The sequence below is a fragment of the Pseudomonas sp. R43(2017) genome, from assembly GCF_002112345.1.
GTDB classification, from domain to species: domain Bacteria; phylum Pseudomonadota; class Gammaproteobacteria; order Pseudomonadales; family Pseudomonadaceae; genus Aquipseudomonas; species Aquipseudomonas kribbensis.
Genome location: NZ_NEHJ01000003.1, coordinates 140,871 through 157,934, shown reverse-complemented (window position 1 = coordinate 157,934; position 17,064 = coordinate 140,871). Strand labels below are relative to the sequence as shown.

General features: G+C 61.1%; 12 protein-coding genes and 2 tRNA genes. 12 read left to right on the top strand and 2 right to left on the bottom strand.

The features are described 5' to 3' along the window. Positions 1–36: 36 nt before the first annotated feature. The 3 genes from CAG02_RS09170 (at position 37) to CAG02_RS09160 (ending at position 4,398) form a co-directional block, all read left to right on the top strand. Entirely contained in the window at positions 37–1,596 is a 1,560-nt protein-coding gene (locus CAG02_RS09170) for an AmpG family muropeptide MFS transporter (protein WP_085712918.1), read from the top strand. A 115-nt stretch (positions 1,597–1,711) separates the two neighbouring features. Then, positions 1,712–3,427 carry a proline--tRNA ligase gene (locus CAG02_RS09165; protein ID WP_085712917.1) on the top strand — a complete coding sequence of 572 codons (1,716 nt, stop codon included), beginning with the start codon at positions 1,712–1,714 and terminating at the stop codon, positions 3,425–3,427. A 17-nt stretch (positions 3,428–3,444) separates the two neighbouring features. Further along, entirely contained in the window at positions 3,445–4,398 is a 954-nt protein-coding gene (locus CAG02_RS09160) for a hypothetical protein (RefSeq protein WP_085712916.1), read from the top strand. A 48-nt stretch (positions 4,399–4,446) separates the two neighbouring features. Here the strand turns inward: CAG02_RS09160 and dinB are convergent, their stop codons facing one another. After that, the gene (gene dinB / locus CAG02_RS09155; RefSeq protein ID WP_085712915.1) at positions 4,447–5,508 is read right to left on the bottom strand and encodes a DNA polymerase IV; all 1,062 of its coding nucleotides are present in this window, start codon (positions 5,506–5,508) and stop codon (positions 4,447–4,449) included. 280 nt (positions 5,509–5,788) lie between these two features. Here dinB and CAG02_RS09150 point away from each other — a divergent pair. The 5 genes from CAG02_RS09150 to CAG02_RS09130 all read left to right on the top strand — a co-directional run bounded on the left by CAG02_RS09150 (position 5,789) and on the right by CAG02_RS09130 (position 11,430). Beyond that, positions 5,789–5,865, top strand: a tRNA-Met gene (locus CAG02_RS09150). Between the two features lie 209 nt (positions 5,866–6,074). Next, a tRNA-Met gene (locus CAG02_RS09145) sits at positions 6,075–6,151 on the top strand. Positions 6,152–6,430: 279 nt separating this feature from the next. After that, complete coding sequence (gene mprF / locus CAG02_RS09140; RefSeq protein ID WP_085712914.1) at positions 6,431–9,070, top strand: bifunctional lysylphosphatidylglycerol flippase/synthetase MprF; 2,640 nt, start codon at positions 6,431–6,433, stop codon at positions 9,068–9,070. Continuing rightward, positions 9,070–10,362 carry a virulence factor family protein gene (locus tag CAG02_RS09135; protein WP_085712913.1) on the top strand — a complete coding sequence of 431 codons (1,293 nt, stop codon included), beginning with the start codon at positions 9,070–9,072 and terminating at the stop codon, positions 10,360–10,362. The genes mprF and CAG02_RS09135 overlap by 1 nt, the downstream gene beginning before the upstream one ends. A gap of 735 nt (positions 10,363–11,097) precedes the next feature. Continuing rightward, entirely contained in the window at positions 11,098–11,430 is a 333-nt protein-coding gene (locus tag CAG02_RS09130) for a DUF3077 domain-containing protein (protein WP_085712912.1), read from the top strand. Positions 11,431–11,497: 67 nt separating this feature from the next. Here the strand turns inward: CAG02_RS09130 and CAG02_RS09125 are convergent, their stop codons facing one another. Further along, a complete protein-coding gene (locus CAG02_RS09125) occupies positions 11,498–13,339 on the bottom strand; it encodes a potassium transporter Kup (RefSeq protein WP_371321039.1) in 1,842 nt (613 codons plus the stop codon). Positions 13,340–13,689: 350 nt separating this feature from the next. Here CAG02_RS09125 and rimO point away from each other — a divergent pair, with 350 nt between their 5' ends. The 4 genes from rimO (at position 13,690) to CAG02_RS09100 (ending at position 16,947) form a co-directional block, all read left to right on the top strand. Beyond that, positions 13,690–15,027, top strand: a complete 1,338-nt coding sequence (gene rimO / locus CAG02_RS09115; RefSeq protein ID WP_085712910.1) for a 30S ribosomal protein S12 methylthiotransferase RimO — start codon at positions 13,690–13,692, stop codon at positions 15,025–15,027. Between the two features lie 111 nt (positions 15,028–15,138). Then, on the top strand, positions 15,139–15,612 hold the full coding sequence (locus CAG02_RS09110; RefSeq protein ID WP_085702626.1) for a GNAT family N-acetyltransferase: 474 nt from the start codon (positions 15,139–15,141) through the stop codon (positions 15,610–15,612). Between the two features lie 83 nt (positions 15,613–15,695). Beyond that, the gene (locus tag CAG02_RS09105; protein WP_085712909.1) at positions 15,696–16,406 is read left to right on the top strand and encodes an rRNA pseudouridine synthase; all 711 of its coding nucleotides are present in this window, start codon (positions 15,696–15,698) and stop codon (positions 16,404–16,406) included. Between the two features lie 73 nt (positions 16,407–16,479). Further along, positions 16,480–16,947, top strand: coding sequence for a DUF1456 family protein (locus tag CAG02_RS09100; protein ID WP_085712908.1), 468 nt, complete (start codon positions 16,480–16,482; stop codon positions 16,945–16,947). Positions 16,948–17,064 lie beyond the last annotated feature (117 nt).

Genomic DNA, 17,064 nt, shown 5'->3' with positions numbered 1-17,064 from the left:
GCTTTGTTTTCGCAATCTTGAGGCAGACTTCAGCCCATGCCCCGTAAAACCTGGCGCGCCGCGCTCGCCGCCTATGCCAGTCCTTCGACGCTCGTGCTGTTGTTGCTGGGTTTCGCCGCCGGCCTGCCGTACATGCTGGTGTTCTCGACACTTTCGGTCTGGCTGCGTGAAGCCGGTGTAGCCCGCGAGACGATCGGCTATGCCAGCCTGATCGGTCTGGCCTATGCCTTCAAATGGGTCTGGTCGCCGCTGCTCGACCAGTGGCGCCTGCCGTTGCTCGGCAAACTGGGCCGACGCCGTTCGTGGCTGGTGCTTGCGCAGTCGCTGGTGATCCTCGGCCTGATCGGCATGGGCTTCTGCGACCCGCAGAAACACTTGTCCTGGCTGATCGCCATTGCCGTGATCGTCGCCTTCGCTTCCGCCACCCAGGACATCGCCGTCGACGCCTATCGCCTGGAAATCGCAGAAGACAACCGCCAGGCTGCACTGGCCGCCAGTTACATGTCCGGTTATCGGGTCGCGGCCCTGCTGGCAACTGCCGGCGCACTGTTCTTCGCCGAAGGTTTCGGTTCCACCGGTTTCAACTACCAGCATTCCGCCTGGACCGGCACTTACGCGCTGTTCGGCGCCTTGATGGTGCCTGCCCTGATCACCACCCTGCTGATGCGCGAGCCTCCGGTGCCGCTGCGTACCCAGTTGCAGGCCGGGCGCTACACCTTCATGCATCAGCTGATGTCGGTGTTCGTGCTGATCGTCCTGCTGGTTTCCGTACCGGCCATGTTCACCCAACTCTACAACACCGATTTCGCCAGCGTGCTGTTTGGCACCATGAGTCCGCTGGACCTGCTGCTGGAAGACCGGGCATTCCTGCGCGCCATTCTCTATACCCTGCTGACCGGCCTGTGCCTGTCGACCATGGGTCGCCGTGGCCTGGCTCCGGTGCTGACGCCGGTCAACGATTTCATCCTGCGCTACCGCTGGCAGGCCCTGCTGCTGCTCGGTCTGATCGCCACCTATCGCATGTCGGACACGGTGATGGGGGTGATGGCCAACGTGTTCTACATCGACCAGGGCTTCACCAAGGACCAGATCGCCAGCGTCAGCAAGATCTTCGGGCTGATCATGACCCTGGTGGGCGCCGGCATGGGCGGCCTGCTGATCGTGCGTTTCGGGATTCTGCCAATCCTGTTCATCGGCGGTGCCACGTCGGCAGCCACCAACCTGTTGTTCGTGATGCTGGCGGACATGGGCCCGAACCTGCAGATGCTGGTGGTGACCATTTCCCTCGACAACTTCAGCTCGGGCATGGCCACTTCGGCGTTCGTCGCCTATCTGTCGAGCCTGACCAACCTGAAGTTCTCCGCGACCCAGTACGCCCTGCTCAGTTCGATCATGCTGTTGCTGCCACGCCTCATCGGCGGCTACTCCGGGGTCATGGTGGAGAAGTTCGGCTATCACAACTTCTTCATCATCACAGCGGCGCTCGGCGTGCCGACCCTGGTGCTGATCGCCCTGCACTGGTTCCAGGAGAGTCGCCGCGAAGGCCCGACACCGACACCGGAACCCGTGTCGACGCCCGTCGCCGAAGAGTCGTAAGACATCTCGCACCCGGCGGGAGGGTTTCCGCCGGGCCTGCACTTCTGTACGTCGGCAGCTCTCGCCGGTACACTGCTCCGTCATTTCCAGTCATAGCAACCGACAACGGCCAACCATGCGCACCAGTCAATTTTTGCTCGCCACACAGAAAGAAACGCCTTCCGACGCGGTCGTCATCAGCCATCAGCTGATGCTGCGCGCCGGCATGATCCGCAAACTCGCCTCGGGCCTGTACACCTGGCTGCCGATGGGCCTGCGGGTAATGCGCAAGGTGGAAGCCATCGTTCGCGAAGAGATGAACGCCGCCGGCTCTCTTGAAGTGTTGATGCCGAGCACCCAACCGGCCGAGCTGTGGCAGGAATCGGGGCGCTGGGAAGAATACGGCCCTGAGCTGCTGCGCATCAAAGACCGTCACGGTCGCGACTTCTGCGCGGGCCCGACCCACGAAGAAGTAATCACCGATCTGATGCGCAACGAGTTGAGCAGCTACAAGCAGCTGCCAATCAACCTGTACCAGATCCAGACCAAGTTCCGTGACGAAATCCGCCCACGCTTCGGCTTGATGCGCGGTCGTGAATTCATCATGAAGGACGCGTACTCGTTCCACGCCGACCAGGCGTCGCTGCAGGTCACCTATGACCGCATGCACGAGGCGTACTGCAACGTGTTCACCCGTCTGGGCCTGAAATTCCGTCCGGTCGAAGCCGACAACGGTTCCATCGGCGGTGCCGGCTCCCACGAATTCCACGTACTGGCCGAGTCCGGCGAAGACGATATCGTCTTCAGCAACGGCTCCGACTACGCCGCGAACATCGAGAAAGCCGAAGCCGTACCGCGTGAAACCTCCCGCGCTGCGCCGGCCGAAGAGCTGCGTCTGGTCGACACTCCGGACACCAAGACCATCGCGGCCCTGGTGGAGAAATTCGGTCTGCCGATCGAAAAGACCATCAAGACCCTGATCGTGCACGCCGAGGAAGAAGGCAAGCTGATCGCCCTGGTCATCCGTGGCGACCACGAGCTGAACGAAATCAAGGCTGCCCAGCAACCTGGCGTCGCCAGCCCGCTGGTCATGGCGTCCGACGCTGAACTGCGTGACGCCATCGGCGCCGGCGCCGGTTCCCTCGGCCCGCTGAACCTGCCGCTGCCAATCATCATCGACCGCTCGGTCGAGCTGATGAGCGACTTCGGCATCGGTGCAAACATCGACGACAAGCACTACTTCGGCGTGAACTGGGAGCGTGACCTGCCGGTTCCGACCGTGGCCGACCTGCGCAACGTCGTGGCCGGCGACCCGAGCCCGGACGGCAAGGGCACCCTGGAAATCAAGCGCGGCATCGAGGTCGGACACATCTTCCAGCTGGGCAACAAGTACAGCAAGGCGATGAAGTGCGAAGTGCTGGGCGAGAACGGCAAGCCTGTGACCCTGGAAATGGGTTGCTACGGCATCGGCGTGTCCCGCGTGGTGGCTGCGGCCATCGAGCAGAACAACGACGAGAACGGCATCATCTGGAGCGACGCCCTGGCGCCATTCCAGATCGCCCTGGTACCGCTGCGCTATGAAACCGAGCAGGTGCGCGAGGCCACCGACAAGCTGTACGCGGAACTGACCGCTGCCGGCTTCGAAGTGCTGCTGGACGATCGCGACAAGAAAACCAGCCCGGGCATCAAGTTCGCGGACATGGAGCTGATCGGCATTCCACACCGGATCGTGGTCAGCGACCGCGGCCTCGCCGAAGGCAACCTGGAATACAAGAGCCGTACCGAAGGCCAGGCGCAAGCGCTGCCGGTTGCCGACGTACTGTCCTTCCTGCAGGCCCGTATCCGCCGCTGAAACCAGATAGAGTCCTCATGTTCAAGCGAAACACCTTAGGCCTCGGTGGTGCCGCCCTGTGCGGCACCCTGCTGGTCAGCGGCTGTGCCAATCACATGTCACAGCGCAGCGAGCACGAAGAGCGGGTCGAGCGAAAGTTGCTCGATCACAGCCTGCAGATCGATGTCGGTGAGCCTAAGGTGCTTGAGCTGCCGCAGAGACGCGTAAAGATCAACGAGCAGAAAACCTTCGAAGTCACTGAATACGAAGTGACCCGTCGTTATGACCGCTACACGCCTTACCAGCCCTGGCGCGAAATCTACGAGATTCCGCTGGGTGCCGTGGCGGTGGTGGCCGGCGTCGGGGCCAACGTGGTCAACGTGTTCGCCTTCGGCACCCTGCCGGACAGCGTGACCAAGGACTGGCTGAGCTACGGGTTCGCCGGGCTCAACCCGTTCATGAACGTGCAGTCCCACGGTCGTGCACAGCAGAACCTGGCCGGTATCGATGAAGTCCAGCGCGACAAGCGCATGGAGTATTCGAGCCTGCCGTGGAGCGAGCGTCCGGTGCAGGTCAAGGCCGGCAAGCAGACCTTCGACATGACCACCGACCGCAACGGCGTGCTGCGCCTGAACCTGCTGGACAGTCCGTTCGCCGAAAACGATCTGAACCATGTCGGCAAACTGCAGATCAGTGTCGAGGACGCCAAGGATGACGTGCATTCCGACTCGTCCCTGACGATCAGCAGTCACCTGCGCGGCAAGCTGCTGGAAGCCCACGGTCTGATTTACGACGATCTGGAAGACGACGAAGTGAGCCAGTGGGTGCACCGGGTCAAACGCCTGTCGGAACTGGGTCTGGAAGAAGAAGCCAGCGAACTGGAACAGAGCCTGATCGAGCTGACACGCAACGATCCCGAGTTGCAGGCCGAGTTCCTCAAGTCGCTGACCAAGGATGCCGGGCGACTGGTGGCGGACCCCGGTCCGAACTGACAACGCTTATAGAAGAGCCCGAACCTGTTTCGGGCTTTTTTATGTGCGCTACCGCTCGAACAGCTCCATTTGTTCAAAACCGCCGCGCAAATCCTCCAGCCGCACACCCACCCCAAGCAGCCGCACCGGTTTGCCGCCGCGATTGAACGCCTGCGTCAGCATCAACTGATAACTGCCCAGATCCCGCCCTGCCCCGGCCTGCTCCAGCGTGGTCTGGGTAAAGTCATGGAATTTCACTTTGACGAACGGTTTGCCCGGCCGGTAGCTGCTGTCGATCCGCGCCATGCGGGTTTTCAGGGTGTCCAGCAATTCAGGCAGCTTGTCCAGGCAACTGCGCAGATCCGGCAGGTCGACGTCGTAGGTGTTTTCCACACTGATCGACTGACGGCGGCTGTCGTTATGCACCTGCCGTTCATCTATCCCACGGGCCAGGCTCCAGAGTCGCTCGCCAAAACTGCCGAATTCGCGCACCAGCGCCAACTTGTCCCACTCGCGCAGTTGCGAGCAGTCGTTGATTCCAAGTTTGCCCAGTTTGTCCGCAGTGACCTTGCCGACGCCGTGCAGCTTGCTCACCGGCAGACCACTGACAAAGTCTTCGACCTGATCCGGCGTGATGACGAACAAGCCGTTGGGCTTTTTCCAGTCGCTGGCGATCTTGGCCAGAAACTTGTTCGGCGCCACACCGGCCGAGACCGTGATGTGCAATTGATTGGAGACCCGGCGCCGGATGTCCTGGGCGATCCGCGTGGCGCTGCCACCGAAATGCGCACTGTCCGAGACATCCAGGTAAGCCTCGTCCAGCGACAGCGGTTCGATCAGGTCGGTGTAATCGCGAAAGATCGTGTGAATTTCCTTCGATGCCTCACGGTAGGCATCCATTCGCGGTTTGACGATGGTCAGGTCCGGGCACAGTTTCAGGGCATGCCCGGAAGACATCGCCGACCGCACGCCGTAAGCCCGCGCCTCATAGTTGCAGGTGGCGATCACCCCGCGCCGGTCTGCCGAACCACCCACCGCCAGCGGTTTGCCGGCCAGACGCGGGTCGTCACGCATCTCGATGGCGGCGTAGAAACAGTCACAGTCGATGTGGATGATTTTTCGCTGGGTCATGACAGAAAAGGAAACGTGGCAAGCCGGATGGGCAGTATCTCACTGACACCTGTATATAGCACCAGTGGTATGAAGGTTCTTTTCCAGCAGTAGGAAACGTCCGTTGAATTTATTTTCTCAATCGGAAATCGCTGACCAATAGAGCTGAAACCCGCGTCCTGCCTGACCTGCGGCCCCGCCAGCGACTTCGAAAAAGAGCTAACCAATTGAACCAGAACAGATTTTATCAGGATTCAAGGTTGACACCCCGGCGATCCTCTGTAGAATGCCGCCACACAGACGCGGGATGGAGCAGTCTGGTAGCTCGTCGGGCTCATAACCCGAAGGTCGTCGGTTCAAATCCGGCTCCCGCAACCAAACATCGAAAAAGGCCAATCGAAAGATTGGCCTTTTTTGTGCGCGTCTGTTTTTCATTGGGCAATCATCCGGGCCAAACAGGAATCCTTTGCAATTCCGAAACTTACAGCCCTCCTGCGACGGATTGACGCGATTTCACGCTTATTTGACCCTTCGCGGGATTAACGGTTGACACCCCGCCGTTCGCCTGTAGAATGCCGCCACACAGACGCGGGATGGAGCAGTCTGGTAGCTCGTCGGGCTCATAACCCGAAGGTCGTCGGTTCAAATCCGGCTCCCGCAACCAAACATCAAAAAAGGCTGCTCGAAAGAGTGGCCTTTTTTGTATCTGTGGAAAAAGTCCTTTCGCAACAATGATCTGTCACTGTGCAGTGAACCGCTCAGGATCTTCAGACCCGCCGAGTTGCGACTATGCTTGAGTCGCAGGCAAGAGGTCTGCAATCCGAGACCTGCCCTCGCCGATACCCGACGAGAGGCGTAGTATTTTGTGATTATTTTTTTCTACAGGGATTGGTAACTTGGCTGGATACCCCCATCCTGTCGCGCACAATCCAAGAGGTGATTGATGCGCGCCAACTCGTCTGATCCACAAGACACCCTCACCGTGAATCCATCGATCAAGCCTGAGCGCATGCGCTTGCTGGATCGAATCAGCAAATACCGGCAACCGATTGGTCTGGCGGTCACTTTGCTGTTGTTCGCTATTGCGCTGATTGCCTGTCGCCATCTGCTCAGCGAACTCGACCTCTATGCCTTGCACGACTCGATTCTCGACGTGCCGAAGCCGGCCCTGCTGGGCGCTTTCGGCGCGACCGTCGTCGGCTTCATCATTCTGCTGGGCTACGAATGGTCGGCCAGCCGCTATGCCGGCGTGACCATCCCGCCGCGCACGCTGGCGCTCGGTGGCTTTACGGCATTCGCGATCGGCAATGCCATCGGCCTGTCGATGCTGTCCGGCGGCTCGGTGCGTTACCGTTTATATGCACGGCTTGGCCTGGGCGCTTCGGAAGTCGCGCACATGACCCTGTTTGCCAGCCTGTCGCTGGGTTGCGCCCTGCCACCGCTGGCGGCGCTGGCCACCCTGAGTGACCTGCCGGCCGCTTCCCAGGCACTGGGCCTGTCCGAGGGGCTGCTGGCCACGATTGCCTCTGCCGTACTGCTGCTCGGCGCGATTCTGGCCATGGGCATTTATCGTCGGCGTCTGCCGGAACAGCCTTACCGCGACAATCTGCTGGTCAAAGTCGGCCGCCGCACCCTGCGCCTGCCGGGCCGCCGCCTGACATTCCTGCAACTGGTCATCACCGCCCTCGACGTCGCTGCTGCTGCCACCGTGCTGTACATGTTGCTGCCGGAAGCACCGCCATTCGGCGCATTCCTGCTGGTGTACCTGCTGGCCCTGGCGGCCGGCGTGCTCAGCCATGTACCGGGCGGTGTCGGGGTTTTCGAAGCGATTCTGCTGGCGGCCTTCGCCGACAAGCTCGGCGCAGCACCGCTGGCTGCCGCCCTGCTGCTCTATCGCATGATCTATGTGGTGCTGCCATTGCTGGTGGCCTGCGTACTGCTGCTGATCAACGAAGGCCAGCGGCTGTTCCAGACCCAGACCATGCGCGCCGCCTCCGGTTTGGCCGCACCGATCCTCGCGGTATTGGTGTTCCTGTCCGGCGTGGTGCTGCTGTTCTCCGGCGCCACCCCTGAAATCGACACGCGCCTGGAACACATCGCCTACTTGATTCCTCATCGCCTGGTCGATGCTTCGCACTTCGGCGCCAGCCTGATCGGCGTGCTGTGCCTGATGCTCGCCCAGGGCCTGCGTCGCCGGCTGTCGGCGGCGTGGATGCTGACCACCATTCTGCTGCTGGTGGGCGCCCTGCTCTCGCTGCTCAAGGGTTTCGACTGGGAAGAAGCCACGCTGATGACCCTCACCGCCGCGCTGCTGGGGGTCTTCCGTCGTTCGTTCTATCGCCCGAGCCGTCTGACCGAAGTGCCGTTCTCGCCGCTGTATCTGGTGGCGAGCCTGTGCGTACTTGGCGCTTCGACCTGGCTGCTGCTGTTCGCCTACCAGGACGTGCCGTACAGCCATCAGTTGTGGTGGCAGTTCACCCTCGACGCCGATGCCCCGCGCGGTCTGCGTTCGCTGCTCGGCGCTGCGGTGCTGTTGCTGGTGATCGCCCTGACCTGGCTGCTGCGCACCGCCCGCCCGGTGATTCATCTGCCGACCCCGGACGAGCTGGAGCGCGCCTCGAAGGTGCTGATGGCCTCCTCGCAACCGGACGGCGGCCTGGCCCTGACCGGTGACAAGGCGCTGCTGTTCCACCCCAACGACGAAGCCTTCCTGATGTACGCCCGTCGCGGCCGCAGTCTGGTGGCGCTGTACGACCCGATCGGCCCCGGCCAGCAACGGGCGGAAATGATCTGGCAGTTCCGCGACCTGTGCGACATCCACCACGCCCGCCCAGTGTTCTATCAAGTGCGCGCCGAGAACCTGCCGTACTACATGGACATCGGCCTGACCGCGATCAAGCTAGGCGAAGAAGCCCGGGTGGACCTGCATCGCTTTGACCTGGATGCCAAGGGCAAGGAGATGAAGGACCTGCGCTACACCTGGAACCGAGGTACCCGCGACGGTCTGTCGCTGGAGATCTTCGAGCCGGGCCAGGCGCCGATGGATGAGCTCAAGGTGATTTCCGATGCCTGGCTGACCGGCAAGAACGTACGCGAGAAAGGCTTCTCTCTCGGCCGTTTCAGCGACGATTACCTGAAGCATTTCCGCATCGCGGTGATTCGCTTCGAAGGCCGCCCGGTGGCGTTCGCCAACCTGCTCGAGACCTACAGCCATGACCTGGCCAGCCTCGACCTGATGCGCTCGCACCCGGACGCCCCCAAGCTGACCATGGAGTTTTTGATGGTCGGTCTGATTCAACATTATAAGAGTCACGGATACGCGCGTTTCAGCCTGGGCATGGTGCCGTTGTCGGGGTTGCAACCCCGTCGTGGTGCACCGCTGACCCAGCGTCTGGGCTCGATGGTTTTCCGCCGTGGTGAGCAGCTGTACAACTTCCAAGGCTTGCGCCGCTTCAAAGACAAATTCCAGCCTGACTGGGAACCCCGTTATATGGCAGTGCCCGCCGGACTCGATCCGCTGGTGGCACTGGCCGATACTGCTGCCCTGATCGCGGGCGGCTTGACTGGATTGGTGAAACGCTGATGATTCAACGCTCCCTGAAGTACATCCTGGCCGCACTGATCGTGCTGGCCGTGATTGCCGGCGGCGGTTACTGGTACCTCAAACGCCCGGCACCGGAACCGACCCTCGAACAGCTAAAACCGGCTGACGGCACCGTCATGACCCGGGTCATCCCCGGCACCAAGCCCAAGGCCCAGGTGCTGGTGGCGGTCGAGGACGACAAGAAACTCACCGACAATCAGCTGACCACCCTGAGCCGCAGCGCCTCGGCGCAGATCGTCCAGGTGATTCTGCCCAAGGACTGTCTGCTGCAAAGCCGCGCGCTGCAAAGCGGTCTGCGTGAACTGAACGGCCCGGCAACCCTGGTCAGCGGCATCGGCCCTGGCGCGGTACTGGCCTGGCGCTGGCTGTCGGAACAGAAGGACGACAAGGCCCAGGCCGTGTCGGTCGACCTGGCCCTGGAAAAAGGCGGCTGCACTCACCTGCTGCCAAAATCCGCCGCCCACGGCCACTGGCTGGTGGCCTGGAACGACAACCCGGACGACACCAGCGCCGGTTTCGTGCGCGATCAACCGAACGCCGAAACCAGCATCAGCGACTACGACATCAACCTGCCGCAAGTGCTGAACAACGAACTGCGCAAAATCCTCGTCGGTGGCGACAAAGCCAACGGCGGCCTGCAGATCCCGGTGGTGGAAGTCCCCGCCGGCCAGGCCAAGGACACCGTGACCCTGTTCCTGTCCGGTGACGGCGGCTGGCGAGATCTCGACCGCGACGTGGCCGGTGAAATGGCCAAGATCGGCTACCCGGTCGTCGGCATCGACACCCTGCGCTACTACTGGCAGCACAAGAGCCCGGAACAGAGCGCGCTGGACCTGACCGAACTGATGCAGCACTACCGCCAGAAATGGGGCACCAAACGCTTCATCCTGACCGGTTACTCGTTCGGCGCCGACGTCCTGCCGGCGATTTACAACCGCCTGCCAGAGACCGAGCAGCAACGCGTCGACGCAATCATCCTGCTGGCCTTCGCCCGCACCGGCAGCTTCGAAATCGAAGTCGAAGGCTGGCTCGGCAACGCCGGCAAAGAAGCCGCCACCGGCCCGGAAATGGCCAAACTGCCACCGGCCAAGGTCGTGTGCATCTACGGCGAAGAAGAGAAGGATGAAAGCGGCTGCACCGACAAGACTGCGGTGGGCGAAGCGGTGAAACTGCCTGGCGGCCACCACTTCGACGAGAACTACCCGGCGCTGGCCAAGCGGTTGGTGGATCTGATCGAGAAGCGTCAGAGCAAGGATCAGCCGGCAGAGTGATCTGAGGCGCTCCAACGAAAAGCCCCCGCAACCTCACGGTTGCGGGGGCTTTTTCATTCTCGGAGCTCCCACAGAGAGCCATACAGAACTCAGCTAACTGTCAGCGCTTCCTGGCCGTACCTCGCCCGCATGTCGTCATGGCTAATCGCTTGAGCCGGATTGAAATTGATCAATCGTGCCTCGGCTACCTCTTCAACCCGGAGATTCTCAAGTTCATCCAGCCTTTCTTGTTTCAAGCATTTCTTCATGAACACCCTTCTCCAAGAATGTCGCCTTTCACTCGAACTGCCCTCAGTCCTGGGACAAAGGACAGTTGCCAAGCGAATATAATTAAAGAATCAACACCTGCTTAGCGCATTGATTCTGTCCGACGCATAGTTTCGCTTACTTCCGGTGGCGCAATATCAGATGACGTCCGAGTACCTTGTAGGCAAACTCCTAATCTCGTGTTTGGGCACTTTGCCGCCCTGTTGCACTGTTTTTTGACGGGATACTCTCCGGAGGTCACTGACCCTTTCAGCGATCGGGTGTGGTAACCCGGATAAACCAGCGCAACAGCGCCCCATTCACAATCACAGGCACTTTCATGCCTGTGATTTCGATTTATGGCGGCTGTGCGTGGGACGCCTTCGGGCGTGCCGGTTTCCTTGGTTCCCGGTTTACCACCCTGCGTACAGCTGCCTCCCTTTCGTGTGGTAACGGAAGTTGCAGCTCCTCGAACCAAGGAGTAACACCATGACCGAAACGAAATCGTCTACACCCACAGACCTTACAACCATCGGCTTCACCTCCTTTCTCTACGGCTCTGGCTCCGATCAAGCGTTTTTCAACGTCCGCTCTGGCGTCCCCATCGTCGAAGCCCTGTCACAGGCTTCAGATCTGTTGTTCCTCGCCAAATCCTTCGCCGAGGATGCCGCCTACGACAAAGAAAACGACCGCCACGCCTGGGCTGCGCATTACCTGACAATCATGGGCAAGGCCTTGATGGATGATGTGACGAAATCCCTGATGCCACGAGCAGCGCGGACAAAAACCGAGTCTGAAGAAGATTTGCCAGAAACCATCTAAAGGCATAGAAACAAAAAAGCCCCCGCCAGCCGCAAGGCTGACGGGGGCTTTTCATTCAAGGCAGGACCTACATCTCCACCTGCGTCCCCAATTCAATCACCCGGTTCAGCGGCAGATTGAAGAACCGCAGGTTGCCGTTGGCGTTCTTCAACATGAACGCAAACAGCGCTTCACGCCAACGGGCCATGCCTTCGAGTTTCGAGGCGATGACCGTTTCGCGACTGAGGAAGTAGGTGGTGCGCATCGGGCTGAAGTCGAGGTCGTCCAGATGACACAGCTTCAGTGCCTGCGGCACGTCCGGCTCGTCGGTGAAGCCGAAGTGCAGGATCACCCGGAAGAAGCCTTCGCCGTGTGCCTCGACTTCGAAGCGGCGCGATGGCGGTACACGCGGGATGTCTTCGTAGACCACGGTCAGCAGCACAACTTGCTCGTGCAAGACCTGGTTGTGCAGCAGGTTGTGCAACAGCGCATGCGGCACCGCGTCGGAGCGGGCGGTGAGGAACACGGCAGTGCCCTGCACCCGGTGTGGCGGCTGCACGCGGATACTGCTGATGAAGATCGGCAGCGGCAGCGCGCCTTCGTCCAGGCGCTCGACCAGCAATTGCTTGCCGCGCTTCCAGGTGGTCATGAGGATGAACAAGGCGATACCGGCGACCACCGGGAACGCACCGCCCTGGACGATCTTCGGCACGTTGGCGGCGAAGTACAGACCGTCCACCAGCAGGAAGCCGATCAGCACCGGCACGGCCAGCACCGGCGGCCATTTCCACAGCAACAGCATGACCGCCGACACCAGAATGGTGGTCATCAGCATCGTCCCGGTCACCGCCACGCCGTAGGCCGAGGCCAGAGCGCCGGAGGACTCGAAACCCAGCACCAGCAGGACCACACCGACCATCAGCGTCCAGTTCACCGCACCGATGTAGATCTGCCCCTGCTCATCGCTGGAGGTGTGCTGGATGTACATGCGCGGAATGTAGCCAAGCTGGATCGCCTGACGGGTCAGGGAGAACGCGCCGGAAATCACCGCTTGCGAGGCGATCACCGTGGCCAGGGTCGACAGACCGACCAGCGGAATCAGCGCCCAGCTCGGCGCCAGCAAGTAGAACGGGTTGCGTGCCGCTTCCGGGTTGTCCAGCAGCAAGGCGCCCTGTCCGAAGTAGTTGAGCACCAGTGCCGGCAGCACCAGCAGGAACCACGCCCGGGCAATCGGCTTGCGCCCGAAGTGGCCCATGTCGGCGTACAGCGCTTCGGCACCGGTCAGCGCCAGCACCACGGCGCCGAGGATCGCTACGCCCATGCCGGCATGCACCATGAAGAAACGCACGGCCCAGATCGGGTTCAGCGCCTTCAGCACTTCCGGAGAATGGCTGATGCCGTACACGCCGAGGGCGCCGAGCACCAGGAACCAGGTAACCATGATCGGCCCGAAGAGAATGCCGATCCGCGCCGTACCGTGACGCTGGATCAGGAACAGGCCCACCAGCACCACCAGCGACAGCGGTACGACCCAGTGGTCGATCCCGTCAAACGCCAACCCCAGACCTTCAATGGCCGAGAGTACGGAGATCGCCGGGGTGATCATGCTGTCGCCGTAGAACAGCGCCGCACCAATCAGGCCGCAGACCACCAGCAGCGAACGCAACTTCCTGCGCTCCCCCGCCGCCCGCCGCGCCAGCGCGGTGAGCGCCATGATCCCGCCTTCGCCCTGGTTGTCGGCGCGCAGGACGAACATCATGTACTTGATCGACACGACCCAGATCAGCGACCAGAAGATCAGCGACAGAATGCCCAGCACTCCGTCGTGATTGACCGGTACGCCGTAACCGCCGGAAAACACTTCTTTGAGGGTGTACAACGGGCTCGTGCCGATGTCGCCGTAAACTACCCCGACTGCCGCGACCAGCATGCTCAGCGGTTTTGCAGCCGAATGCTCGGCGCCCGCCGCCTGACTACTTGCCTGACCCATCCAACACTCCTGATTTCCAGACCGGCTTCTTTGAACGAAGCACTATGCTTTTTGATGCAGCATGCGCTGTTTTACCTGTAGTTACAGTCGTTTTGTTGACTGTAAAAAATTGGTAAAGCCCAACGGCGCGAAGCATAGCGCAGCACTCGTCGTATTTCCCTGCATAAAGCTGGTCAAGTGCGCTGCTCATCGCTAGAATTGCGCACTTTTTGATCAGAGGCGCACTTCAAGCGCCCGTCCGTCGGCTTCCGCCATCAGGCAAGCGGCGTCACAAAATACCGAGGTTAGACATGTCCACCACTCCTGCGCCGGCCAATCCAAAGGTTGGCTTCGTATCTCTGGGTTGCCCGAAAGCACTGGTCGACTCCGAGCGCATCCTGACCCAGCTGCGCATGGAAGGCTATGACGTGGTGTCCACCTATCAGGACGCCGACGTGGTCGTGGTCAACACCTGTGGCTTCATCGACTCGGCCAAGGCCGAATCCCTGGAAGTCATCGGCGAAGCGATCAAGGAAAACGGCAAGGTCATCGTGACCGGCTGCATGGGTGTCGAAGAAGGCAACATCCGTGACGTGCACCCGAGCGTGCTGGCCGTCACCGGTCCGCAGCAGTACGAGCAAGTGGTCAACGCCGTGCACGAAGTCGTGCCGCCGAAACAGGATCACAACCCGCTGATCGACCTGGTGCCGCCGCAAGGCATCAAGCTGACCCCGCGTCACTACGCGTACCTGAAGATTTCCGAAGGCTGCAACCACAGCTGCAGCTTCTGCATCATCCCGTCGATGCGCGGCAAACTGGTCAGCCGTCCGGTCGGCGACGTGCTCGACGAAGCCCAGCGTCTGGTCAAATCCGGCGTGAAGGAGCTGCTGGTGATTTCCCAGGACACCAGCGCCTACGGCGTTGACGTCAAGTACCGTACGGGTTTCTGGAACGGCGCACCGGTGAAGACCCGCATGACCGAACTCTGCGAAGCGCTGAGCACCCTCGGCGTCTGGGTCCGTCTGCACTACGTTTACCCGTACCCGCACGTCGACGAACTGATCCCCCTGATGGCCGCCGGCAAGATCCTGCCGTACCTGGACATCCCGTTCCAGCACGCCAGCCCGAAAGTCCTGAAGTCGATGAAACGCCCGGCGTTCGAAGACAAGACCCTGGCACGGATCAAGAACTGGCGCGAAATCTGCCCGGACCTGATCATCCGCTCGACCTTCATCGTCGGCTTCCCCGGCGAAACCGAAGAAGACTTCCAGTACCTGCTGGACTGGCTGACCGAAGCCCAGCTCGACCGCGTCGGCTGCTTCCAGTACTCGCCGGTCGAAGGCGCACCGGCCAATGACCTGAACCTCGACATCGTCCCGGACGACGTCAAGCAGGATCGCTGGGAGCGCTTCATGGCGCACCAGCAGGAAATCAGCTCGGCGCGCCTGCAAATGCGCATCGGCCGTGAAATCGAAGTGCTGGTGGACGAAGTCGACGAGCAAGGCGCAGTCGGCCGCTGCTTCTTCGACGCCCCGGAAATCGACGGCAACGTGTTCATCGACAACGGCAGCAACCTCAAGCCGGGCGACAAGGTCTGGTGCAAGGTGACCGACGCCGACGAGTACGACCTCTGGGCCGAACAGATCTAAACGCGAAAAATACGAAAAGCCCCGCTCTCTTTTACGAGATGCGGGGCTTTTTTACGGCTATCGTTTGTGAGGGGAAGGACTCCCTCATTAATGACAAAGAGGCTATCGGGCATGCGCCACCATTCGGTCATCCACACGCCGAAACTCAGCGATTATCAGGAACTGACCCGGGTCTGGGAGGCCTCGGTTCGTGCCACACATGATTTTCTCCCGGACAGCTACATCGAGCTGCTGCGCAATCTGGTGCTGACCCGTTACCTCGACGCGGTGATGCTGATCTGTACCAGGGACAGCCATCAGCGCATCACCGGGTTTGCCGGCGTGGCGGCGGGCAAGATCGAAATGCTGTTCATCGACCCCGAGCATCGCGGCCAGGGCCTGGGCAAGAAGCTGCTGAGATACGCCATGGAGCATCTGAACGCCGATGAACTGGACGTCAACGAGCAGAACCCGCAGGCCCTGGGTTTTTACTTCAAGCAGGGCTTCGAGGTGATCGGCCGCTCGGAAGTCGACGGCATGGGCCAGCCGTATCCACTGCTGCACATGCGTCTGAAACAGCCGGAACAGCGCGCCGTACGCGGATAAAAAGCCACACGGTACAAATGCAATCGCGATTAACCGGCGCCAGGCAGGTACAATGCCCACCCCTTTTTTGTTACGGCCCTGTCATGACTGACCCGATTCGCCTCTCCAAACGCCTCATCGAACTGGTCGGTTGCTCCCGCCGGGAGGCCGAACTGTTCATCGAGGGCGGCTGGGTCACCGTGGACGGCGAGGTCATCGACGAGCCGCAGTTCAAGGTCGGCGACCAGAAAGTCGAGCTCGACAAGGACGCCAAGGCCACCGCGCCGGAGCCGGTGACCATCCTGCTCAACGTGCCGGCGGGCATGGATGTCGACACTGCGATGCAGTCGCTGAGCGCCGACACCCTCAGCGAAGAACACCGCTACGGCAAGCGTCCGCTGCGCGGGCACTTCCTGCGCCTGACCGCCAGCGCCGACCTGCAACCCAAGGCCAGCGGCCTGCTGGTGTTCACCCAGGACTGGAAGGTGCTGCGCAAGCTCACCGCCGACGCGGCCAAGATCGAGCAGGAATACATAGTCGAAGTCGAAGGCGAAATGGTCGCCCACGGCCTCAATCGCCTGCAGCACGGCCTCACCCACAAGGGCAAGGAGCTGCCGCCGGTCAAGGCCAGCTGGCAGAACGAAAACCGCCTGCGCTTCGCCATGAAGAACCCGCAGCCGGGGATCATCGCCCAGTTCTGCGAAGCGGTCGGGCTGAAGGTCGTCGGCATCCGCCGTATCCGCATCGGCGGCGTATCGATCGGCAAGGTGCCGGCCGGCCAATGGCGCTACCTGTCCGGCAAAGAGAAGTTCTAAGGCCTCCGTTGCCGCCACACATTCCGGCATCGCGCCTGCGCGGTGCCCACAGCGAACGATCAGGATTGCAAACATGGTTCATAACGACGTACTGCGCAGCGTGCGCTACATGCTCGACATCAGCGACAAGAAAGTCGTCGAAATCATCAAACTCGGTGGCATGGACGTGACCCTCGCCGACGTGGTGACCTGGCTCGACAAGAAGGAAGAAGACGAAGAAGGTTTCGTGCGTTGCCCGGATGAAGTCATCGCGCACTTCCTCGACGGTCTGGTGATCTTCAAGCGCGGCAAGGACGAAAGCCGTCCGCCGCAGCCGATCGAAGTGCCGGTGACCAACAACATCATTCTGAAAAAACTGCGCGTGGCCTTCGAACTGAAAGAAGACGACATGCACGCGATCCTCAAGGCTGCCGATTTCCCGGTGTCCAAGCCTGAGCTGAGCGCGCTGTTCCGCAAGGTCGGCCACACCAACTACCGCTCGTGCGGCGACCAGTTGCTGCGCAATTTCCTCAAAGGCCTGACGCTGCGCATTCGCGGCTGATCCTTGAAAAAACGGCGACTTCGGTCGCCGTTTTCATGCATGGCCCTTCATTCCCTCGAAAAATAGTGGCTCCGCTTTTCGCGGCCGGCGACTAGGGTGTACTGAACCCTAGCCCTC